The organism is Streptomyces sp. NPDC004610 (assembly GCF_040609715.1).
Taxonomy (GTDB): domain Bacteria; phylum Actinomycetota; class Actinomycetes; order Streptomycetales; family Streptomycetaceae; genus Streptomyces.
Map to the genome: position 1 here is coordinate 32,744 of NZ_JBEXLA010000024.1, position 20,447 is coordinate 53,190.

At 71.4% G+C, this 20,447-nt stretch carries 17 protein-coding genes and 1 pseudogene; 6 read left to right on the forward strand and 12 right to left on the reverse strand.

Annotated elements, in window-relative coordinates; translation table 11 throughout:
* Window positions 1–122 precede the first annotated feature (122 nt).
* From ABZX40_RS25285 to ABZX40_RS25310, 6 genes are read right to left on the reverse strand one after another with little or no spacing between them, the layout of a single operon-like run.
* Window positions 123–1,550 (reverse strand): FAD-dependent oxidoreductase, encoded by a 1,428-nt coding sequence (locus tag ABZX40_RS25285; protein WP_355742622.1) that lies wholly within the window; start codon window positions 1,548–1,550, stop codon window positions 123–125.
* Between the two features lie 36 nt (window positions 1,551–1,586).
* On the reverse strand, window positions 1,587–2,387 hold the full coding sequence (locus ABZX40_RS25290; RefSeq protein ID WP_355742619.1) for an ABC transporter permease: 801 nt from the start codon (window positions 2,385–2,387) through the stop codon (window positions 1,587–1,589).
* Complete coding sequence (locus tag ABZX40_RS25295) at window positions 2,388–3,320, reverse strand: ABC transporter permease (protein ID WP_355742617.1); 933 nt, start codon at window positions 3,318–3,320, stop codon at window positions 2,388–2,390.
* Window positions 3,320–4,471, reverse strand: coding sequence for an ABC transporter ATP-binding protein (locus tag ABZX40_RS25300; protein WP_355742614.1), 1,152 nt, complete (start codon window positions 4,469–4,471; stop codon window positions 3,320–3,322). Before ABZX40_RS25300 ends, ABZX40_RS25295 begins: the two co-directional genes overlap by 1 nt.
* A gap of 7 nt (window positions 4,472–4,478) precedes the next feature.
* Window positions 4,479–5,726: a spermidine/putrescine ABC transporter substrate-binding protein gene (locus tag ABZX40_RS25305; RefSeq protein WP_355742612.1), complete on the reverse strand. Its 1,248-nt coding sequence runs from the start codon at window positions 5,724–5,726 to the stop codon at window positions 4,479–4,481.
* A gap of 52 nt (window positions 5,727–5,778) precedes the next feature.
* The gene (locus ABZX40_RS25310) at window positions 5,779–7,314 is read right to left on the reverse strand and encodes a gamma-aminobutyraldehyde dehydrogenase (RefSeq protein WP_355742609.1); all 1,536 of its coding nucleotides are present in this window, start codon (window positions 7,312–7,314) and stop codon (window positions 5,779–5,781) included.
* Window positions 7,315–7,525: 211 nt separating this feature from the next.
* Between ABZX40_RS25310 and ABZX40_RS25315 the strand changes: the two genes are divergently transcribed.
* The gene (locus tag ABZX40_RS25315; RefSeq protein WP_355742606.1) at window positions 7,526–8,125 is read left to right on the forward strand and encodes an NADAR family protein; all 600 of its coding nucleotides are present in this window, start codon (window positions 7,526–7,528) and stop codon (window positions 8,123–8,125) included.
* A 28-nt stretch (window positions 8,126–8,153) separates the two neighbouring features.
* On the opposite strand, the gene ABZX40_RS25320 is transcribed toward ABZX40_RS25315, so the two are convergent.
* Together ABZX40_RS25320 and ABZX40_RS25325 are read right to left on the reverse strand one after the other, a co-directional pair.
* Entirely contained in the window at window positions 8,154–8,606 is a 453-nt protein-coding gene (locus ABZX40_RS25320; protein ID WP_355742603.1) for a DUF4190 domain-containing protein, read from the reverse strand.
* Between the two features lie 100 nt (window positions 8,607–8,706).
* Window positions 8,707–9,399 carry a DUF4190 domain-containing protein gene (locus ABZX40_RS25325; protein WP_355742600.1) on the reverse strand — a complete coding sequence of 231 codons (693 nt, stop codon included), beginning with the start codon at window positions 9,397–9,399 and terminating at the stop codon, window positions 8,707–8,709.
* A 137-nt stretch (window positions 9,400–9,536) separates the two neighbouring features.
* Between ABZX40_RS25325 and ABZX40_RS25330 the strand changes: the two are divergent.
* The 3 genes and pseudogenes from ABZX40_RS25330 (at window position 9,537) to ABZX40_RS25340 (ending at window position 12,674) form a co-directional block, all read left to right on the forward strand.
* Window positions 9,537–10,656, forward strand: a pseudogene (locus ABZX40_RS25330) (adenosine deaminase).
* Between the two features lie 22 nt (window positions 10,657–10,678).
* Window positions 10,679–11,371 carry a glycerophosphodiester phosphodiesterase gene (locus tag ABZX40_RS25335; protein WP_355742597.1) on the forward strand — a complete coding sequence of 231 codons (693 nt, stop codon included), beginning with the start codon at window positions 10,679–10,681 and terminating at the stop codon, window positions 11,369–11,371.
* A 124-nt stretch (window positions 11,372–11,495) separates the two neighbouring features.
* A complete protein-coding gene (locus tag ABZX40_RS25340; protein ID WP_355742594.1) occupies window positions 11,496–12,674 on the forward strand; it encodes a serine hydrolase domain-containing protein in 1,179 nt (392 codons plus the stop codon).
* A 14-nt stretch (window positions 12,675–12,688) separates the two neighbouring features.
* Here the strand turns inward: ABZX40_RS25340 and ABZX40_RS25345 are convergent, their stop codons facing one another.
* Together ABZX40_RS25345 and ABZX40_RS25350 are read right to left on the reverse strand one after the other, a co-directional pair.
* The gene (locus tag ABZX40_RS25345) at window positions 12,689–13,216 is read right to left on the reverse strand and encodes a hypothetical protein (RefSeq protein ID WP_355742591.1); all 528 of its coding nucleotides are present in this window, start codon (window positions 13,214–13,216) and stop codon (window positions 12,689–12,691) included.
* Between the two features lie 95 nt (window positions 13,217–13,311).
* Window positions 13,312–15,567, reverse strand: a complete 2,256-nt coding sequence (locus ABZX40_RS25350; RefSeq protein WP_356162676.1) for a heavy metal translocating P-type ATPase — start codon at window positions 15,565–15,567, stop codon at window positions 13,312–13,314.
* A 165-nt stretch (window positions 15,568–15,732) separates the two neighbouring features.
* Between ABZX40_RS25350 and ABZX40_RS25355 the strand changes: the two genes are divergently transcribed.
* Window positions 15,733–16,725 (forward strand): hypothetical protein, encoded by a 993-nt coding sequence (locus ABZX40_RS25355; protein ID WP_355742586.1) that lies wholly within the window; start codon window positions 15,733–15,735, stop codon window positions 16,723–16,725.
* Between the two features lie 39 nt (window positions 16,726–16,764).
* On the opposite strand, the gene ABZX40_RS25360 is transcribed toward ABZX40_RS25355, so the two are convergent.
* Together ABZX40_RS25360 and ABZX40_RS25365 are read right to left on the reverse strand one after the other, a co-directional pair.
* A complete protein-coding gene (locus tag ABZX40_RS25360) occupies window positions 16,765–17,454 on the reverse strand; it encodes a GntR family transcriptional regulator (RefSeq protein WP_355742583.1) in 690 nt (229 codons plus the stop codon).
* Window positions 17,455–17,494: 40 nt separating this feature from the next.
* A complete protein-coding gene (locus ABZX40_RS25365) occupies window positions 17,495–17,995 on the reverse strand; it encodes a VOC family protein (protein WP_355742580.1) in 501 nt (166 codons plus the stop codon).
* A gap of 245 nt (window positions 17,996–18,240) precedes the next feature.
* Here ABZX40_RS25365 and ABZX40_RS25370 point away from each other — a divergent pair, with 245 nt between their 5' ends.
* Window positions 18,241–20,421, forward strand: coding sequence for a thiamine pyrophosphate-dependent enzyme (locus tag ABZX40_RS25370; RefSeq protein ID WP_355742577.1), 2,181 nt, complete (start codon window positions 18,241–18,243; stop codon window positions 20,419–20,421).
* Window positions 20,422–20,447: the final 26 nt, after the last annotated feature.

The window sequence follows — 20,447 nt, forward strand, 5'->3', positions numbered from 1 at the left end:
GTCGTTCGACGCGCTCGCGTCGGCATTAAGAGAGAGGTCCTGGCCCGGCATTACGCCGGTCGGGCCAAATCCTTCGAGTGAACCGGCTCACACCACCTGACCTGCTGCGATGTCGGGCGGGATCAGCTGTCGAAGCCCAGGCCCAGCCGGTCCATGGTCCGCAGCCACAGATTGCGCCGCCCGCCCCGCTCGTCCGCGCGGGCCAGCGACCACTTGGTGAGGGCGATCCCGGTCCAGGCGAACGGCTCCGGCGGAAACGGCAGCGGCTTCTTCCGGACCATCTCCAGCTCGGTCCGCTCGGTCCGCTCCCCCGCCAGCAGATCCAGCATCACCTCGGCGCCGAACCGGGTCGCGCCCACCCCGAGCCCGGTGTACCCGGCGGCGTAGGAGACCCGGCCCTGATGGGCGGTGCCGAAGAAGGCGGAGAAGCGCGAGCAGGTGTCGATCGCGCCGCCCCAGGCATGGCTGAAACGCAGCCCCTCCAGCTGGGGGAAGCAGGTGAAGAAGTGCCCGGCGAGCTTGGCGTAGGTCTCCGGGCGGTCGTCGTACTCGGCGCGCACCTGTCCGCCGTACGGATAGATGGCGTCGTAGCCGCCCCACAGGATGCGGTTGTCGGCGGAGAGGCGGAAGTAGTGGAACTGGTTGGCCGAGTCGCCGAGGCCCTGCCGGTTCTTCCAGCCGATCGCGCCGAGCTGCTCGGCGGTGAGCGGCTCGGTCATCAGGGCGTAGTCGTAGACCGGGACGGTGTAGGCGCGGACCCGCTTGACCAGGTTCGGGAAGATGTTCGTGCCCAGGGCGACCTTGCGGGCCCGGATCGAGCCGTACGGGGTGCGCACGGCCATTCCGGCGCCGTACGGCTTCAGGTCCAGGGCGGGGGTGTGCTCGTAGACGCGGACGCCGAGCCTGGCGCAGGCCCGCTTGAGGCCCCAGGCGAGCTTGGCCGGGTGGACCATGGCGACGCCCCGCCGGTCGTAGAGGCCGCCCTGGAAGGTCGGGGAGTCGACCTGGGCCCGGATCTGGTCCGCGTCCAGCAGGTCCAGGCCGTCGGCGAGGCCCTCGCGATCCAGCTCCTGGTACCAGTCGCGCAGCTCCCACGCCTGGTAGGTCTCGGTGGCCACATCGATCTCGCCGGTGCGCTCGAACTCGCAGTCCATCGCGTACCGGGCGACCGCCGCCTCGATCTCGTCGAGGTTGCGGGCGCCGAGCTCCTGGAGCTTGTGGATCTCGTCGGGCCAGCGGGTGAGCCCGTTGGACAGCCCATGGGTGAGGGAGGCGGCGCAGAAGCCGCCGTTGCGGCCGGACGCGGCCCAGCCGATCTCGCGGCCCTCGACCAGGACGACATCCCGCTCCGGCTCGCGCTCCTTGGCGATCAGCGCGGTCCACAGCCCGCTGTACCCGCCGCCGACGACCAGCAGATCGCAGGTCTCGGCGCCGGTGAGGGCGGCCTCCGGGCGGGGACGGCCGGGGTCGTCCAGCCAGTACGGGACGGGCTGTGCGTCGGAGAGGGATTTCGTCCAGTCGGTACCACGGCTCATGGCGCTTCCGGCCATGATTTCAACTCCCTACAGCGGCTTATGCCTTTTGCTTTATGCCTTTTGCTTCTTGCGGCGATTGCCGATGACCATGGAGGTCACCACCAACAGTACGGCGATCAGGAACATGGCCGTACCGATGACATTGATCTGAACGGGCGTACCGCGCTGCGCCGAGCCCCAGACGAACATGGGGAAGGTGACGGTCGAGCCCGCGTTGAAATTGGTGATGATGAAATCGTCGAAGGAGAGGGCGAAGGCCAGCAGGGCGCCCGCCGCGATACCGGGTGCGGCGATCGGCAGGGTGACCCGCAGGAAGGTCTGCACCGGCCCGGCGTAGAGGTCCTGGGCGGCCTGCTCCAGCCGGGGGTCCATCGACATCACGCGCGCCTTGACCGCCGTCACCACAAAGCTGAGGCAGAACATGATGTGGGCGATGAGGATGGTCCAGAAGCCCAGCTGGATGCCCATGTTCAGGAACAGGGTGAGCAGCGAGGCGGCCATCACGACCTCGGGCATCGCCATCGGCAGGAAGATCAGCGAGTTGACCGCGCCGCGCGCCCGGAACCGGTAGCGGACCAGGGCGAAGGCGATCATCGCGCCCAGCAGGGTGGCGCCGAGGGTGGCCCACAGGGCGATCTGGAGGCTGAGCGAGAGCGAGCCGCACATATCGGCGACCCCGCACGGGTCCTTCCAGGCGTCCAGCGAGAATTCCTGCCACTCGTAGTTGAAGCGGCCCTTCGGTTTGTTGAAGGAGAAGACCGTGACGATCACATTCGGCAGCAGCAGATAGCCGAGGGTGATGAGCCCGGCGATGACGACGAAGTGGCGCTTGAGCCAGTTGACGAAGGCCATTTAAACCAGATCCTCCGTACCGGACCTACGGATGTACAGCGTCACCATCATGAGGATCGCGAACATCAGGACGAACGACAGCGCGGCGGCCGTCGGATAATCCAGGATCCGCAGGAACTGGGTCTGGATGACATTGCCGATCATGCGGGTGTCGGTCGAGCCGAGCAGATCGGCGTTCACATAGTCACCGGTGGCCGGGATGAAGGTCAGCAGGGTGCCGGAGACCACACCGGGCATGGAGAGCGGGAAGGTGACCTTGCGGAAGGTGGTGAAGGGCCGGGCGTACAGATCCCCGGCGGCTTCGTGCAGCCGGCCGTCGATCCGCTCCAGCGAGGTGTAGAGCGGCAGGATCATGAACGGCAGGAAGTTGTAGGTCAGACCGCAGATCACCGCGAGCGGGGTGGCGAGCACCCGGTCCCCGGCGGTCATGCCGAGCCAGCTGGTCACATCCAGGATGTGCAGCGAGTTCAGCGCGCTGACCACGGGTCCGCTGTCGGCGAGGATGGTCTTCCAGGCCAGGGTGCGGATCAGGAAGCTGGTGAAGAAGGGCGCGATCACCAGGATCATGATCAGGTTCCGCCAGCGGCCCGCCCGGAAGGCGATCAGATACGCCAGCGGATAGCCCAGCAGCAGACACAGCACCGTCGCGGACCCGGCGTAGAGCACCGAGCGCAGGAACTGCGGCCAGTACTCGGCAACCGCGTTCCAGTAGGTCGCGAAGTGCCAGGTGACCTCGTAGCCGTCCTCCAGGGAGCCGGTCTGCACCGAGGTCGACGCCTGGTAGACCATCGGCAGGGCGAAGAAGACGACCAGCCAGAGCAGTCCGGGCAGCAGCAGCAGATACGGCGTCCAGCGGCCCCGCTTGCGCGGTGGCTTCGGCGTCGGTGTCTCGGGCGCCGGGGGTGCGGGCGCCTCGGCGAGGGTCGTCGCCATCAGACCTCTTCCTCGACCTTCTCCACCCCGGCGTCGATGTCCTGGGCCGCGTCCAGACCGAAGGTGTGCGCGGGGCTCCAGTGCAGGACGACCTCGGCGCCGGGCACGAGCCGGGCGTCGCGGTCGACGTTCTGGACATAGACGGCCAGGTCAGGACAGGCGGGGCTGTCCACCACGTACTGGGTGGAGACACCGATGAAGCTGGCGTCGGCGATGGTGCCGGTGAGGCGGTTGCGGCCGGCCGGGATCTCCCCGGCGTCGTCGGCGTGGGTGAGGGAGATCTTCTCCGGGCGCACCCCGAGCAGCACCTTGCCGCCGGTCGCGGCGGGGGCGGAACACCGGGCGCCGGGCAGGGTGAGCTTGCCGCCGCCCGCCTTGAGCACGATGTCGTCGCCGGAGCGGGTGTCGACCTCGGCCTCGATGAGGTTGGAGGTGCCCAGGAAGTTGGCGACGAAGGTGGTGCGCGGGTTCTCGTAGAGATCGGCGGGGGCGCCGAGCTGCTCGACCCGGCCCGCGTTCATCACGGCGACCGTGTCGGCCATGGTCATGGCCTCCTCCTGGTCGTGCGTGACATGGACGAAGGTGATGCCCACCTCGGTCTGGATGCGCTTCAGCTCCAGCTGCATCTGGCGGCGCAGCTTGAGGTCGAGGGCGCCGAGCGGCTCGTCGAGCAGGAGCACCTTGGGGTGGTTGATCAGGGCGCGGGCGACCGCTACGCGCTGCTGCTGGCCACCGGAGAGCTGGTGGGGCTTCTTGCGGGCCTGCTCGCCGAGCTGGACCAGGTCGAGCATCTCGCCGACCTGCTTCTTCACGCTCTTGATGCCGCGCCGGCGCAGCCCGAAGGCCACGTTCTCGAAGATGTCGAGGTGCGGGAAGAGCGCGTAGGACTGGAAGACGGTGTTCACCGGGCGCTTGTAGGGCGGGAGCCGGGTCACGTCCTGGTCGCCGAGGTGGACCGTGCCGCCGCTGGGCTCCTCCAGACCGGCGATCATGCGCAGGGTGGTGGTCTTGCCGCAGCCGGACGCGCCGAGCAGGGCGAAGAAGGAGCCCTGTGGCACGGTCAGGTCGAGCGGGTGCACGGCGGTGAAGGAGCCGTAGGTCTTGCTGATACCGGTGAGGCGGACGTCGCCGCTGCTGTCTGTCGTCGTCATCGTCTCGTCACGCCCCTGTGAGCTTCGCGAACTTCGCTTCGTACGCCGTCTCTTCGTCCTCGCTCAGTGAGCGGAACGCCCGGGACTTGGCGGCCATGTCCTGGTCGGGAATGATCAGCGGGTTGTTGGCCGCGTCCTCGTCGATCTTGGCGAGTTCCGCCTTCACGCCGTCCACCGGGCACACGAAGTTGATGTACGCGGCGAGCTGGGCGGCCGGGCCGGGCTCGTAGTAGTAGTCGATGAGCTTCTCGGCGTTGGTCTTGTGGCGGGCCTTGTTGGGCACCAGCAGATTGTCCGAGGACGTCATGTAGCCGCTGTCGGGGATGACGAAGTCCACGTCCGGGTTGTCGGCCTTGAGCTGGACGACGTCGCCCGCCCAGGCGACACAGGCGGCGAAGTCGCCCTTGGAGAGGTCGGAGGTGTAGTCGTTGCCGGTGAAGCGGCGGATCTGGCCGCTGTCGACGGCCTTCTGGAGCCGGGCGATGGCGGCGTCGAAGTCGTCGTCGCCGAACCGGCCGGGGTCCTTGCCCAGGTCGAGCAGGGCGAGGCCCATGGTGTCGCGCATCTCGGAGAGCAGCCCCACCCGGCCCTTGAGCTTGGGGTTGTCCAGCAGGTCGGACAGCGAGGTGACCTCCTCGCCGTCGAGTGCCTTGCGGTTGAAGGCGATGACCGTGGAGATGCCCTGCCAGGGGTAGGAGTAGGAGCGGCCCGGGTCCCAGTCGGGGTTGCGGAACTGGGCGGAGAGGTTGGTGTACGCGTGCGGGAGGTTCGCCGGGTCGAGCTTCTGCACCCAGCCGAACCGGATCAGCCGGGCGGCCAGCCAGTCGGTGACGCAGATCAGATCGCGGCCGGTGTCCTGACCGGCCGCGAGCTGCGGCTTGATCTTGCCGAAGAACTCGACATTGTCATTGACGTCCTCGGTGTACTTGACCGAGATCCCGGTCCGCTTCTTGAACGCCTCCAGGGTGGGCCGGCCCTGGCCGCTCTCGTCGACGTCCATGTACTCGGTCCAGTTGGAGAAGTTGACGGTCTTCTCCTTGGCCGAGTGGTCCTCCGACGACACCCCGGAGGTCTTGGCCGCCGGGGGGATGCCGCAGGCGCTCAGCGCCCCGATGCCGCCCAGCGCGAGCGCGCCGCCGGTGGAGGCGCGCAGCAGCGAACGGCGGCTGAGGGAGGCCCGGCCGCCACGGCCGAGGCTGCGCCGCATGGCGGCCACCTGGGCCGGTGACAGGCGGTCGGGCTCGAACTGCTCCATGCGCGTAATGCCCTTTCGGGAGGTGGGCGGCCGTGGTCGGCGGCCGGATTCGCTATCGGTCCCCGAAGATCGTGCGGTGCCAGTCCTTCCGGGCCACCGCGGTGTTGTCGAACATGACGTGCTTGATCTGGGTGTACTCCTCGAACGAGTACGCGGACATGTCCTTGCCGAAGCCGGACGCCTTGTACCCGCCGTGCGGCATCTCGCTGATGATCGGGATGTGGTCGTTGATCCAGACGCAGCCCGCCTTGATCTCCCGGGTGGCCCGGTTCGCGCGGAACACATCGCGGGTCCAGGCGGACGAGGCGAGCCCGTACGGGGTGTCGTTGGCGAGCCGGATGCCCTCGTCGTCGGTGTCGAAGGGCAGCACGACGAGGACGGGCCCGAAGATCTCGGACTGGACGATCTCGCTGTCCTGGGCCGCGTCGGCGACGAGCGTGGGCCGATAGTACGCGCCGCGCTCCAGATCGCCCAGGGGAGCTTCACCGCCGGTGACGACCCGGGCGTAGCCACGGGCCCGGTCGATGAACCCGGCCACCCGGTCGCGCTGGACGTGCGAGATCAGCGGGCCGAGGTCGGTCCCGGCGGCGAACGGGTCGCCGAGCCGTACGGAGGCCATCAGCTCGGCGGTGCGGGCGACGAAGGCGTCGTACAGCGGGCGCTGGACATAGGCGCGGGTGGCGGCGGTGCAGTCCTGGCCGGTGTTGATCAGGGACCCGGCGACGGCCCCGTTGGCGGCGGCCTCCAGATCGGCGTCGTCGAAGACCACGAAGGGGGCCTTGCCGCCCAGCTCCAGATGGAGCCGCTTGACGGTGGCGGTGGCGACCTCGGCGACCCGCTTGCCCACCGCGGTGGAGCCGGTGAAGGAGGTCATGGCCACGTCCGGGTGGCCGACGAGGTGCTCCCCGGCCTCCTTGCCGGTGCCGGTGACGATGTTGATCACGCCGTCGGGGATCCCGGCGTCGGTGGCGGCCTGGGCGAACAGCAGCGAGGTCAGCGGGGTCAGCTCGGCGGGCTTGAGCACGATGGTGTTGCCCGCGGCGATGGCCGGGAGGATCTTCCAGGCGGCCATCTGGAGGGGATAGTTCCAGGGCGCGATGGACCCGACCACCCCGATCGCCTCGCGGCGCACATAGGAGGTGTGGTCGCCGGAGTACTCACCGGCCGACTGGCCCGCCAGATGCCGGGCGGCGCCCGCGAAGAACGCGGTGTTGTCGATGGTGCCCGGTACGTCGAACTCCCGGGTCAGCTTGAGCGGCTTGCCGCACTGGAGGGACTCCGCGCGCGCGAAGTCCTCGGCGCGCTCGGCGAGGACGGCGGCGAAGCGGTGCAGCGCGTCCGAGCGCTCGCCCGGGGTGGCGCCGGACCAGCCCGGGAAGGCGGCCCTGGCCGCGGCGACGGCCGCGTCCACATCGTCGGGACCGGCCAGGTCGTAGCGGTACACCTCCTCACCACTGGCGGGGTCCACGACCGCGAAGCCGCGGCCGGAGGTGCCCTTCGTGAGGCGGCCCGCGATGAACTGCGCACCGTCCGCGAAGCGCTCCTGGGCGGGGAACCGTTCCGGGATGGTCTTGCCCGGGTTGTGCATGTCGCTCTCCTCCGCCTTCGCCCCGCTTCACTGCGGGGTGGGTGGCGTAGCTCCAGCTCGATTTGAGTGCCGATCCTGACAGAGGGACGGGAGGCCAACAAGTGATTCCGTTGTTGCCTTTTGGTTACGCGACGGAATCTGTCGACCAGGTGTCGAGTTCACCAGGAAAAGCCAGGACGGAGTGTCCGTGGTGCGTGCCAGACTCGCATGCATGACGAGGATCACGGGGGTACCGGACTCGGTGGAGGCGCTGGTCAGCGCGGTCCGCGAGGGGGTCAGGCCGCGCTTTCTGCCGTTCTGGAAGCACCATCCGCCGCCGGACGGGCGGCTCGACGCGGCCTGTCTGAGCCAGTGGCGGCCGTCACCGTTCGTGGTGGACGGGGTGCGTTACGCGACCGCCGAGCACTGGATGATGGCGGAGAAGGCCCGGCTGTTCGACGACCCGGAGGCGGAGCGGCAGGCGCTGGCGGCCCGGCATCCGGCCGAGGCGAAGAAGGCGGGGGCGCTGGTGCGCGGCTTCGACGAGAGCGTGTGGCGGCGGGAGCGGCTGCGGATCGTGACCGAGGGCAATGTCCACAAGTTCGCCTCGGACCCGGCGCTGCGGGCGTTTCTGGTGGGTACGGGGTCGCGGGTGCTGGTGGAGGCCAGTCCGGTGGACCGCATCTGGGGCATCGGGCTCCCGCCGGGCGACCCGGCGGTCAAGGAGCCGGAGCACTGGCGGGGGCTGAATCTGCTGGGCTTCGCGCTGATGGCGGCGCGGGAGCGGCTGCGGGCCCAGGAGAAGGGGTCCGGTCCCGGCGCGGTGGGATGACCGCGCCGGGCGACGGGGGGCGGGCGGGTCAGATCGCGCTCATGAAGCTGGCGAAGACCACGAAGCCCAGCACCGGCAGGACCACGGTCGCCACGATGCCGCAGACCAGACCGGCGGTGGCCGCGCCCCTGTTGGTGGCCTCGCCCCGGTTCGCCTTGCCGCGCCCGATGGCGCCGAAGATGATCGCGAGGATGCCCAGGATGACGCCGAGGAACCACAGGAAGAACGTCACGCTGCACACCACGCCGATGATGCCCAGCACCAGACCGGTGGTGCCGAGGCCGTTGCTCGGCTGGACGGCGACGACATAGCCGGCGGGGGCCTGCGGGTAGCCGACGGGCGGGGCGGGTGGATAGGCGGGGCTCGGGTAGCCGTAGCCCGGCGGCGGGGACTGCGGCTGCCCGTAGCCTCCGGTTCCGCCGGGCGGCTGCTGCGGAGGCGGCGGCGGCGGTCCGAACCCACCGGGATTGGCACCGGACATGGATGTGACTCCCCTCGTTGACCGACAAGGCATCGTAGTGGTCCCGCCGGGTGCCCGGGGGACGGATGCGGTGAAGGTCGAAGGGGTCCGGGGCCCCGGGTCAGCGGGCCTGGGCGGCGGGGTCCAGGGGGGCGCTGTGGGCGCCGTAGTACGGGTCGTCGTAGGACGGGTCCTCGTCGATCTCGTTGAACGCGGCGGTGAAGCCGATGATCATGAGGATGATCATCGCGACGCCCAGGATCAGACCGATGATGCCGGTGATCAGTCCGGCCTGGGCCTGGCCGCGGTTGTTGGCGACGCCCTGCTCGGCGCGCTTCTTGCCCTTGATGCCGAAGACGATCGCGAGGACGCCGAGGGCGATCGAGACCACGCCGTAGAGACAGAACAGGGCGCAGGCCAGGATGCCGAGCACCATCGCGGCGACGCCCATGCCGTTCTGCGGGGCCACCGGGGCACCGCCCCAGCCGCCGTAGTTCTGCGGGTAGCCGGGGTAGCCGTAGCCCCCGGGCGCGGCCGGGGCGGGCGGTATCGCGCCGGTGCCGGTGGGGTCGTACGGGGCATGGCCCGCGGTGTCGTACGGGGAGTGGCCGCCGGTGTCGTAGGGCGAGGGGGCGGGGGGCGGCGGGAAGCCGCCCGGCGAGGGCATCGAGGCCATGGTGGGCTGGTCGTGCACCGAGGGCGGCGGCGGGCCGGGCGTACCGGCCGGGCCGTCGGGCTGCCGGCTCCCGGGCGCCGCCCAGGGGTCGTAGCCGCCGTTGCCGTTCGCGCCGCCCGGTGTCGTCGGGTCCGTCATGTCGCGCCCCCCTGGGTCGTTCGTCCCGGCCATGCTACGGCCTGGTCCGGCGGGCCCCGCGGCCGGTCTCCCGGCGCGGTCGCCCCGCCGGGAGGGACGGCCCTGACCGGCCGCGCGGTTCCGGCCTACGATGTTGCCTGCCACATGATCAGCCGATCGCCCGCGCCGCACCCCCCGAGGGTGCCCGGCGCCCATCCCGGGGAGGCCCCGATGACCCAGCAGACCTTCGACCCGCGCGTTTTCATCGCCGGACTGCCCAAGGCCGAACTCCATGTCCACCATGTGGGCTCCGCCTCCCCGCGGATCGTCTCCGAACTGGCCGCCCGGCACCCCGACTCCGCCGTCCCCACCGATGTCGAGGCGCTGGCCCGTTACTTCACCTTCACGGACTTCGCCCATTTCATCGACGTCTATCTCTCCGTCGTCGATCTGATCCGCACCCCGGAGGACGTCCGGCTGCTCACCTTCGAGGTGGCCCGGGAACTGGCCCGCCAGCAGGTGCGGTACGCGGAGCTGACCATCACGCCGTTCTCCTCCACCCGGCGCGGGATCGACGAGCGGGCGTTCATGGACGCCATCGAGGACGCCCGCAAGGCCGCCGAGTCGGAGTTCGGGACGGTGCTGCGCTGGTGCTTCGACATTCCCGGCGAGGCCGGTCTGGAGGCCGCCGAGGAGACCGTCCGGCTCGCCACCGACGACCGGCTGCGCCCGGAGGGCCTGGTCTCCTTCGGTCTCGGCGGTCCGGAGATCGGCGTGCCCCGGCCGCAGTTCAAGCCGTACTTCGACCGGGCCATCGCGGCCGGGCTGCGGTCGGTGCCGCACGCGGGCGAGACGACCGGGCCGGAGACGGTGTGGGACGCGCTGACCCATCTGCGGGCCGAGCGCATCGGGCACGGCACGAGTTCCGCGCGGGACGAGAAGCTGCTCGCGCATCTCGCCGAGCACCGGATCGCCCTGGAGGTGTGCCCCACCTCCAACATCGCGACCCGCGCGGTCAGCACGCTGGACGAGCACCCGATCAAGGAGTTCACCCGGGCCGGCGTCCTGGTCACCATCAACTCCGACGACCCGCCCATGTTCGGTACGGACCTCGACAACGAGTACGCGGTCGCCGCCCGGCTGCTCGACCTGGACGCGCGGGGCATCGCGGCGCTGGCGAAGAACGCGGTCGAGGCGTCCTTCCTGGACCGGGCGGGCAAGGACCGGATCGGGGCGGAGATCGACGCGTACACCGAGGGGTGGGTGGCCGGCGGGTGAGTCGCCGCGCGAGCATGGGGCCATGCAGAACGTGACCGCCGTGGCCCATCGCGGTGACCCCTACCGTGTCCGTGAGAACACCCTCGACTCCCTGCGGTCCGCGCTCCGGCGGGGCGCGGACGCCGTGGAGATCGATGTCCGACTGACCCGGGACGGCGTCCCCGTGCTGCTGCACGACGAGACGCTGAACCGGCTCTGGGAGCACGACCGCCCGCTGTCCGCCGTGACCGCCGACGAGGTGCGGGAGCTGACGGCGGGCGGGGTCCCGACCCTCGCCGAGGCGCTCACCGCGACCGGTGACGCCCGGCTGATGCTGGACCTGCCGGGACTGCCGGATGTGCGGGCGGCCCGCCGGATCGTCGAGGTGGTCCGCGCCCACGGGGCAGCCGACCGGGTGTACTACACGGCGGACGCCCAGGCGATGCTGGCGGTCCGCGCGGCCGACCCGGCGGCGGAGATCGCCCTGACCCGGTCGACCCTGGCCCCGCCGAGGGCGGGACTGCTGGCGGCGATCCGGCCGCGCTGGCTCAACTACCGCTTCACCCTGCTCAGTCACGACCTGGTGAGCCATGTCCACCGCTCCGGGCTCCTGGTCTCCACCTGGACCCCGGACACCCGCCGCTCGATGCGCCGGCTGATCGGGATGGGCGTGGACTCCATCACCACCAACCGGGTGGACGCCCTGTACGCGGTGCGTGAGGCGCTGAACCCCTAGGGAGACCCCGGGGAGGCCCCCAGGGGTGCTCGGGGTCGTGGATCGTCCCCGGTGAGGATCCGGGCGGCGGGGTGCGGCCGGAGGATGATCACGTTCCCCTGCCGCGACCCTCCGGAGCCGCTCCATGTCGAAGTCGCCCGTGCCGCACCGCCGTTCGGCCGTGCTCGCCGCCACCGCCGCCGCGCTCGCCCTCACCCTCGGCGCGGGGGCGACGGCCGCACCGGCCGCCGCCGCGTCCGCCTGGCCCGCCGTGCCGCAGTGCGCCGCCGGCGCCGACCGGGGGCCGGACATCGCCGCGCTCGCCCGGGAGCTGGACGCGCTGCCGGACGCCGTCGCGACCGCCGCGACCCTGCGGCTGGACGGGGACTGCGCCTGGAGCGAGGCGGACGGCACACGGAACGTCCGGACCGGGGCTCCGGCGCTGGAGAACGGGCGGTTCCGGGCCGGATCGGTGACCAAGGTGGTGACGGCGGCGGTGGTGCTGCGGCTGGTCGCCGAGGGCCGGATCAGCCTGGACGGCACGGTCCAGGAGTATCTCCCCGGGCTGCTGACCGAGGACTTCGGGCCCATCACCGTACGGCAGTTGCTCGACTACACCAGTGGGCTGAAGGTGGGGGCGGCGCAGCCGGGCGGGTCGGTGGACGAGAGCTATCCGCACCGGTTCGAGACGGTGACCCCCGAGGAGGTGGTCGCCGCGTCGGTCGCGGCGGGCCCGGAGGCCCCGGCGGGGCAGCTTCAGCGGTACGGGAACATCTCGTACACCGTGCTGGGGATGGTCGTGGAGCGGGTGACCGGGCAGTCGTACGCGCGGCTGGCGGAGCGGCTGGTGTTCCGGCCGCTGGGGATGCGGCACAGCTCGTTCCCGGCCGGGACCGATCCGCGGGTGCCGGGGGCGCACAACCGGGGCTATGACGTCATCGACGGGAAGCTGACCGATGTCACCGAGTGGAACATGGCGGACCGGTGGGCGGCCGGTGACCTGATCTCGACCGCGGCCGATCTGGAGCGGCTGATCGAGGGGCTGTTCGGCGGACGGCTGCTGCCGGAGCCGCTGCTCGACCAGATGCTGACCGTGCCGGAGGTCGAGGAGGGCGGGGCGCGGTACGGGATGGCCTTCGAGCGGCTCCCGGTCGGGGAGGTCGAGTACTGGGTGAAGTCCGGGTCGCGGCCCGGGTACGCGACGGCCGTCGTCGCGACCCGGGATCTCTCCCGGACGCTGGTGTACTCGGTCAACGCGACCGACGCGAAGGACGATTCGGGCGCGGTGCCCCAGCGGTTCGGGCTTCCGGCGCTGCGGCCGTAGGGGGCCGGGTCCGGTCAGGCGGGGAGGGCGGCGGGGGCGGGGCGGTACGGCGTCAGGGCCTCCAGTCGCTTGATCCGCCGCCGGACCGCGTGCAGCGGGACGATCCCGAAGACGCCGAAGGACATGTCGATCAGCTGCCAACAGAGGGGGATGCCCCGGATCGGGCCGCAGATCAGGGCGAGCGGGACGACGGCGACGCAGGCGATCATCGCGAACTCGATCACCCAGATGTTGCGGACCGGGTCGCGGTAGGGGCCGTAGAAGGCGACGGCGATGACCAGATGGGCGAAGGCGAGCCAGTCGGTGCCGTAGAGGAGGAAGGGGTACTCGGCGTCGGCGGTGTCCAGGCCCTCGCGGACCCGCTGGATCCAGTCCATCAGGGCGGGGAGGTGGTCGCCGGTGTTCAGGGAGGTCAGCAGGGACTCGGTCCAGCGCAGTTCATGGACCAGGGGGAAGGCCGTGGCACCGCTGAGCACCAGGCAGACGACGAAGAGGATCAGCCACGCGCGAATGCCCTTCAGCAGGGCGGCTCTGTCGCTCATGGCGGCAGCGTACGCCTGGAATTGAACGCGTTCAAAAACGGGTGACGCTCCGGGCCCTGGGCGGGGACCGGAGCGTCGGGTAGGGGCGGACGGGGTCAGCTCGTGGGGCGGAAGCCCCTCAGGCGGAGCGAGTTGCCGACCACGAAGACCGAGGAGAAGGCCATGGCCGCGCCCGCGATCATCGGGTTGAGCAGCCCGGCCGCGGCGAGCGGCAGGGCGGCCACGTTGTAGGCGAAGGCCCAGAACAGGTTGGTCCGGATGGTGCCCAGGGTCTTGCGGGCCAGCCGGATGGCGTCGGCGGCGGCCCGGAGGTCTCCGCGCACCAGGGTCAGGTCGCTCGCCTCGATGGCGGCGTCCGTGCCCGTGCCCATCGCCAGGCCCAGGTCGGCCTGGGCGAGCGCGGCGGCGTCATTGACCCCGTCGCCCACCATGGCCACCGAACGGCCCTCGGCCTGGAGCCGCTTGACCACATCGACCTTGTCCTCGGGCATCACCTCGGCGATCACCTCGTCGATGCCGACCTCGGCGGCGACGGACTCGGCGACCGCCTGGTTGTCGCCGGTCAGCAGCACCGGGCGCAGCCCCAGCGCGCGGAGCCGGACGATGGCCTCGGCGCTGGTGTCCTTCACCGCGTCGGCGACCTCCAGGACCGCCCGTGCCTCGCCGTCCCAGGCGACCGCGACCGCGGTGCGCCCGGCGGACTCGGCCTGCTGCTTGGCGAGCTTCAGCTCGGCGGGCAGGTCCATGGCCCACTCGGCGAGCAGCTTCTCCCGGCCGACCAGGACCGCGTGGCCGTCCACGATGCCCTGGACGCCGAGTCCGGGGATGTTGGCGAAGTCCTCCGGCACCGGGAGGGTGCCGGTGCGCTCGGCGGCGCCGGTGGCGATGGCCTGGGCGATGGGGTGCTCGGAGGCGTGCTCCAGGGCGCCCGCGAGCCGCAGGACGTCCTTCTCGTCGGTGCCCTCGGCGGTACGGACGGCCAGCAGGGTCATCTTTCCGGTGGTGACCGTGCCGGTCTTGTCCAGGACGACGGTGTCGACCTTGCGGGTGGTCTCCAGCACCTCCGGGCCCTTGATCAGGATGCCGAGCTGGGCGCCGCGGCCGGTGCCGACCATGAGCGCGGTCGGGGTGGCCAGGCCCAGCGCGCAGGGGCAGGCGATGATCAGGACGGCGACGGACGCGGTGAAGGCGGCGGCGGCACCGGCGCCGTTGCCGATCCAGAAGCCGAGGGTGGCCAGCGACAGGGCGATCACGATCGGCACGAACACCGCCGAGATCCGGTCGGCGAGGCGCTGGGCGGCGGCCTTGCCGTTCTGGGCGTCCTCCACCAGCCTGGCCATCCGGGCGAGCTGGGTGTCGGCGCCGACCCGGGTGGCCTCGACCACCAGCCGGCCGCCCGCGTTGACGGTCGCGCCGGTCACGCCGTCGCCGGGGCCGACCTCGACCGGCACGGACTCGCCGGTGAGCATGGAGGCGTCGACGGCGGAGGTGCCCTCCACGACCGTGCCGTCGGTGGCGATCTTCTCGCCGGGGCGGACCAGGAAGTGGTCGCCGACGGCGAGTTCGGAGACCGGCACGAGGGTCTCGCGGCCGTCGCGCAGCACGGTCACGTCCTTGGCGCCCAGTTCCATCAGGGCGCGCAGGGCGGCACCGGCCTTGCGCTTGGAGCGGGCCTCGAAGTAGCGCCCGGCCAGGATGAACGCGGTGACTCCGGCCGCGGCCTCCAGATAGATGTTCCCGGCGCCGTCGCTGCGCGCGATGGTCAGCTCGAAGGGGTGGGTCATCCCGGGGGTGCCGGCGGTGCCGAAGAACAGGGCCCACAGGGACCAGATCATCGCCGCCGACGTGCCGACCGAGATCAGGGTGTCCATGGTGGCCGCGCCGTGCCGGGCGTTGGTCCAGGCGGCCTTGTGGAAGGGCCAGGCCGCGTAGACGACGACGGGGGCGGCGAGGGTCAGGGACAGCCACTGCCAGTACTCGAACTGGAGGGCCGGGACCATCGCCATGGCGATCACCGGGACCGAGAGGACGACGGCCGTGATCAGGCGCTGGCGCAGCGGTCGCAGCTCGTCGGGCCCGTCCGCGTCATCCGCCGGAGCGGCGCCCGCCCGGCGGGGCGGCTCGGGCTCGCGGGCGGTGTAGCCGGTGGCCTCGACGGTGGCGATCAGATCGGCGACCGCGATGTCGCCGTCATAGCTGACCTTGGCCTTCTCGGTGGCATAGTTGACCGTCGCGGTGACGCCGTCCATGCGGTTGAGCTTCTTCTCGATGCGGGCCGCGCAGGAGGCGCAGGTCATCCCGCCTATCGCGAGTTCGACCTCGGTGGCACCGGGTGCTGTGCTGGTACTCACGGCGACTTCACTCCTCATCGCTCCTCCAGGACCGCTTCCTCTTACCGCGTCCTCTGACCGCTTCCACTTCACTTTATACCCCTAGGGGGTATAAGCTGCTTCCATGTATACCCCCCGTGGGTATGAAACGCAAGGTTGGCAAGGCTACGACCCCAGGAGTCCACGATGAGTCCCCTCCAGAAGATCGGCACCTTCGGCGCGGCCCTCGCCGTCTGCTTCGCCGCCGCCTACGGAGTCGGCACCGCGGTCTCCCCGGTCAACACCGACCCCGAGCCGGCCGCGCACGCCGACGCGGGCCACGGCGGTGACCCGGAGCCCGAGAAGAGCGGCGGACAGCAGAGCGGCGGGCCCGCCCCGGCCGCCGACACCGCCCCGGGCGGCCTCCAGATCTCCCAGGACGGCTACACCCTGGATCTGGCCACGCCCCGGGTCGCCGCCGGGGAGCCGGCCGATCTCCGGCTCACCATCCGCGACGAGAACGGCCGGGCGGTCACCGGCTTCGCGAAGGAGCACGAGAAGGAACTGCACCTGATCGTCGCCTCACGCGAGCTGACCACCTTCCGCCACCTCCACCCGGTCCGCGCGGCCGACGGCACCTGGAGCACCCGGACCACGCTCCCCGAGCCCGGCGGCTACCGCGTCTTCGCCGACTTCCGCCCGGCCGCCGAGCAGGAGGGCCTCACCCTGGGCGCCGACCTCGCGGTCTCCGGCCCGTACGAGCCGACCGCCCTGCCCCCGGCGAAGGCCACGGCGACGGTCGACGGGTACGAGGTGACGCTGGACGGCACCCTGGCGGCGGGCGCGCAGAGCGAGCTGACCTTCACCGTCACCCGGGACGGCGAGCCGGTCACCGATCTGGAGCCCTACCTCGGCGCCTATGGCCACCTGGTCGCCCTGCGCTCCGGCGACCTGGCGTATCTCCACGTCCACCCGCACACCGAGGCGAGCGGCGACACCCCGTCCGGCACTCCGGAGGTGGCGTTCACCGCGGCGGCGCCGAGCGGCGGCGACTACCGGCTCTTCCTCGACTTCAAGGCGGACGGCGAGGTGCGGACGGCGGCGTTCACGGTGAGCGCGGGTGAGGCGGCGCCGGGCGGGGCCGCGAGCCCGGCGGCGGGCGACGCCCCGGCCGACGAGGAGGCACCGCACGGGCACTGAACCGTCCCGGGTGACACCACGGGCCCGGCTCCCGCACCATCAGCGGGGGCCGGGCCCGTCGCCGTCGGTGAACACCTCGGGGTGCTGGGCCAGTTCGACGCGGGTGCGGCGGATGTGCAGTTCGAGGACCTGCTCCGCCGAGCGGCCGTCGCCGTCGCGCAGGGCCTCGATCAGCAGCCGGTGCTCGGCGTTGACGACCCAGCCCCGCCGGACCAGCGTCAGCCGGGTGAAGGCGCGCCGGTAGTGCTGGGTGGTGTCCCACAGCCGGGCCACGATCCCGGCGAGTTCGTCCGCCCGGTGGTGCCGGTAGGTCGCCCAGTGCAGCGCGCGGTCCAGGACCAGGAACTCCTCGACGTCGTCCGTGGCCTCGATCCGGTCCTGGAGGGAGGCCAGTTCGGCGAGGTCCGCCCTGCTGAGGTGCGGGGCGGACTCGGCGAGCAGCAGCGGCTCCAGCCGCTCGCGCATCTTGTAGCTCAGCTCGCACTCGCGCAGATCCATCCGGGTCACCCAGGCGCCCTGGTTGGCGCGCAGGGTGACCAGGCCCGTGGACTGGAGGATGCGCAGCGCCTCGCGCACCGGGAGGCGGCTGGTGCGCAGTTCGTCGGCCAGTTCGTCCTGGATGATCCGGGTGCCGGGGGCCAGCCGGCCCGACAGGATCCGCTCGCGCAGCTGATCGGCGATCCGCTGGCTGGCCACCCCGGCCCGCAGCGGGCCGTTGCTCTCGGACACCGACTCACCCACTTCCGTCCCCGTACCTCTGTGCCGGCTCTCAGGCGAAGGCCGCCGGATCATGGTCGAACGCCTTGCCGCCAGGATAGGAAACCAGCTCGCACTGCATCCCCCAGGGCGCCAGGAAGTAGACCCAGCGCTGGCCCTCGCTGGGGCCCCGGCTGACGGTCGGCTCGCCCAGCACACGCAGTCCGCGCCGCCGCAGATCGGCCACCGCCGCGTCCAGGTCCTCGACGTAGAGCGCCACATGGTGACCGCCGATGTCGCTGTTGCGGGGGCCCGTCGGGCGCTGGTCGGGGGCCTCGTACTCGAAGACCTCGAAGACCGCCCGGCCGCCCAGCCGGTAGAAGCGCAGCCGCCGCATCACGGCCCGGTCGTCGACGTCCAGATGCTCGCTCATCCAGTGGCCGGTGTCCTGGTAGGGGCCCAGTTCGTACAGGTACGCGCAGCCCAGTACGTCCACGAAGAAGGTGTGGGCCTGGTCCAGGTCCGGCACGGTGAGCCCGATGTGGTCGAGCCCGGTCAGTCCGGGTATCGGCATGATCCCTCCGCTTCCCATCTGAGGGGATCCACATTCAAGAATGGATCCATTTGGTCTTGCGGTCATACTTTCCGAGGCGCATAGTCTTGGTCAAGCGGGCCCCGAACGCCGAGGAGGATCCACCAATGGATCCAATCCGGACTGGATCCGGGCTGGATCGGGACTGGATCCGGTCGGGATCCGGTCGGGATCCGGTCGGGATGCCCGTACTCCTCCACCCACCCCATGATCTTCAGGGAGCGTCCATGCCCAGTCGTGATCCGTTGTCCCCCGGCACCCCCTGGGTGGAGCTGAGCGCCTCGGCGGCCGACTGGGACGCCGCCGAGCCCGGTGCGCTGCTCGCCATGCTGGGCCAGGGCCTGTGGATCCGGGCCTTCGAGGAGTACGCGCTCGAACTCGCCGGGCAGGGGCTGATCCACGGCCCCGTGCACTCCAGCATCGGGCAGGAGGGCGGCGCGGTCGGTTCGGTGCTGCCGCTGCGGAGCGACGACCTCATCAACGGCTCGCACCGCGGCCATCACCAGTTCCTCGCCAAGGCCCTCACCCATGTCCTGCCCGCGCCCTCCGGCGGACTGCCCGAGCTGACCGACGACGTACGGATGGTGCTGCGCCGGACCCTCGCCGAGATCTGCGGGCTGGCCGACGGCTTCTGCCGGGGCCGGGGCGGCTCGATGCACCTCCAGTGGCGGGAGGCCGGGGCGATGGGCACCAACGCCATCGTCGGCGGCGGGGTCCCGCAGGCCGCCGGGTTCGCCTTCAACCAGCTGCGCTCCGGGACGGACGCGGTCACCGTGACCTACTTCGGCGACGGGGCCGTCAACATCGGCTCGGTGCTGGAGACCTTCAATCTGGCGGCGGCCTGGAAACTCCCGGTCTGCTTCTTCATCGAGAACAACCTCTACGCGGTCTCCACCCCGGTCGCCGAGGTGACCGCCGAGCCCCGGCTGTCCGGCCGCGGCCCCGGCTTCGGCATCCCCAGCTGGCGGGTGGACGGCATGGACGCGCTCGCCGTGCGGCTGGCCATGACCGAGGCGCTGGCGCACATGCGCGCCGGGCACGGTCCGACGATCGTCGAGGCCGAGGTGTACCGCTACTTCCACCAGAACGGCCCCTCCCCCGGCAGCGCCTTCGGCTACCGGGACAAGGCGGAGGAGCAGGCGTGGCGGAAGCGCGACCCGCTGGACCAGCTGCGCCGCCAGGTCGTCCGGCGCAAGCTGGCCACCGCCCGCCGGCTGACGGCCGCGCAGCACCGGGTCGAGGAGGTCCTCCGGGAGATCGGTGACTCGCTGCTGGAGCAGGACCCCGGCGGCAGGCCCGGGGTGCGCCGGATCCGCCCGTCCGCCTGGCCCGATCCGGCGTCCGTGAACACCGGGGTGCGCGGCGACCTCACCGAGCTGGACGGCAGCCGCTACGAGGAGGCGGAGACCTTCTCCGGGGAGCTGGCCGAGCGGCGGTTCATCGACCTGGTCAGCGAGGTGATCGGGCGGCGGATGGAGACCGACGAGCGGATCGTCGTCCTCGGCGAGGACGTCAACCGGCTGCGCGGCGGCACCAACGGGGCCACCAAGCGGGCCCTTGAGCGCTTCCCTGAGCGGGTGCTCGGGACGCCGATCAGCGAGAACGCGTTCGCCGGGCTCGGCGGGGGGATGGCGCTGGACGGGCGGTTCCGGCCGGTCGTGGAGTTCATGTACGCCGACTTCATGTGGGTGGCGGCCGATCAGCTGTTCAACCAGATCGCCAAGGCCCGGCACATGTTCGGCGGGACGGAGGCGGTGCCGTTCGTGCTGCGCTCCAAGCTGGCGGCGGGCAGCGGCTACGGCTCGCAGCACACCATGGACCCGGCGGGGGTGCTCACCACGGCGGCCGGGCTGCGGGTGGTCGCCCCGTCCACCCCGTTCGACTACGTGGGCCTGATGAACACGGCGCTGGCCTGCGACGACCCGGTGGTGGTGCTGGAGCACACCGACCTCTACACCGCGACCGGCAGCGCGCCGGTGGACGACCTCGACTACCGCATCCCGGTGGGCAGGGCGGCGCTGCGCCGCGAGGGCGGCGACCTCACCGTCATCTCGTACCTCTCGATGGTCCGGCACTGCCAGGAGGCGCTGGACCAGGTGCCGGAGCTGTCCGCCGACCTGATCGACCTGCGCTGGCTCGACCGCGCCTCCCTGGACTGGGAGACCGTCGGGGCGAGCGTCCGCAAGACCAACCGGGTGCTGATCGTGGAGCAGGGCGCGCGCGGGACGTCGTACGGCGGGTGGCTGGCGGACGAGATCCAGCGGCGGCTGTTCGACTGGCTGGACGCGCCGGTGGAGCGGGTCAGCGGGGGTGAGGCGTCGCCCAACCTCAGCAGGGTGCTGGAGCGGGCGGCCATCGCCCGCACCGAGGAAGTCGTCACCGCGCTGCGCGCACTCGCCGCCCACTGAGCCCACCGACCCAGACCCAGCTAGGA

Bases quoted from the DNA above. Each gene is read 5' to 3' on its own strand.
- ABZX40_RS25285 (WP_355742622.1), bottom strand. From the start codon at position 1,550: ATGGCCGGAAGCGCCATGAGCCGTGGTACCGACTGGACGAAATCCCTC.
- ABZX40_RS25290 (WP_355742619.1), bottom strand. From the start codon at position 2,387: ATGGCCTTCGTCAACTGGCTCAAGCGCCACTTCGTCGTCATCGCCGGG.
- ABZX40_RS25295 (WP_355742617.1), bottom strand. From the start codon at position 3,320: ATGGCGACGACCCTCGCCGAGGCGCCCGCACCCCCGGCGCCCGAGACA.
- ABZX40_RS25300 (WP_355742614.1), bottom strand. From the start codon at position 4,471: ATGACGACGACAGACAGCAGCGGCGACGTCCGCCTCACCGGTATCAGC.
- ABZX40_RS25305 (WP_355742612.1), bottom strand. From the start codon at position 5,726: ATGGAGCAGTTCGAGCCCGACCGCCTGTCACCGGCCCAGGTGGCCGCC.
- ABZX40_RS25310 (WP_355742609.1), bottom strand. From the start codon at position 7,314: ATGCACAACCCGGGCAAGACCATCCCGGAACGGTTCCCCGCCCAGGAG.
- ABZX40_RS25315 (WP_355742606.1), top strand. From the start codon at position 7,526: ATGACGAGGATCACGGGGGTACCGGACTCGGTGGAGGCGCTGGTCAGC.
- ABZX40_RS25320 (WP_355742603.1), bottom strand. From the start codon at position 8,606: ATGTCCGGTGCCAATCCCGGTGGGTTCGGACCGCCGCCGCCGCCTCCG.
- ABZX40_RS25325 (WP_355742600.1), bottom strand. From the start codon at position 9,399: ATGACGGACCCGACGACACCGGGCGGCGCGAACGGCAACGGCGGCTAC.
- ABZX40_RS25335 (WP_355742597.1), top strand. From the start codon at position 10,679: ATGCAGAACGTGACCGCCGTGGCCCATCGCGGTGACCCCTACCGTGTC.
- ABZX40_RS25340 (WP_355742594.1), top strand. From the start codon at position 11,496: ATGTCGAAGTCGCCCGTGCCGCACCGCCGTTCGGCCGTGCTCGCCGCC.
- ABZX40_RS25345 (WP_355742591.1), bottom strand. From the start codon at position 13,216: ATGAGCGACAGAGCCGCCCTGCTGAAGGGCATTCGCGCGTGGCTGATC.
- ABZX40_RS25355 (WP_355742586.1), top strand. From the start codon at position 15,733: ATGAGTCCCCTCCAGAAGATCGGCACCTTCGGCGCGGCCCTCGCCGTC.
- ABZX40_RS25365 (WP_355742580.1), bottom strand. From the start codon at position 17,995: ATGCCGATACCCGGACTGACCGGGCTCGACCACATCGGGCTCACCGTG.
- ABZX40_RS25370 (WP_355742577.1), top strand. From the start codon at position 18,241: ATGCCCAGTCGTGATCCGTTGTCCCCCGGCACCCCCTGGGTGGAGCTG.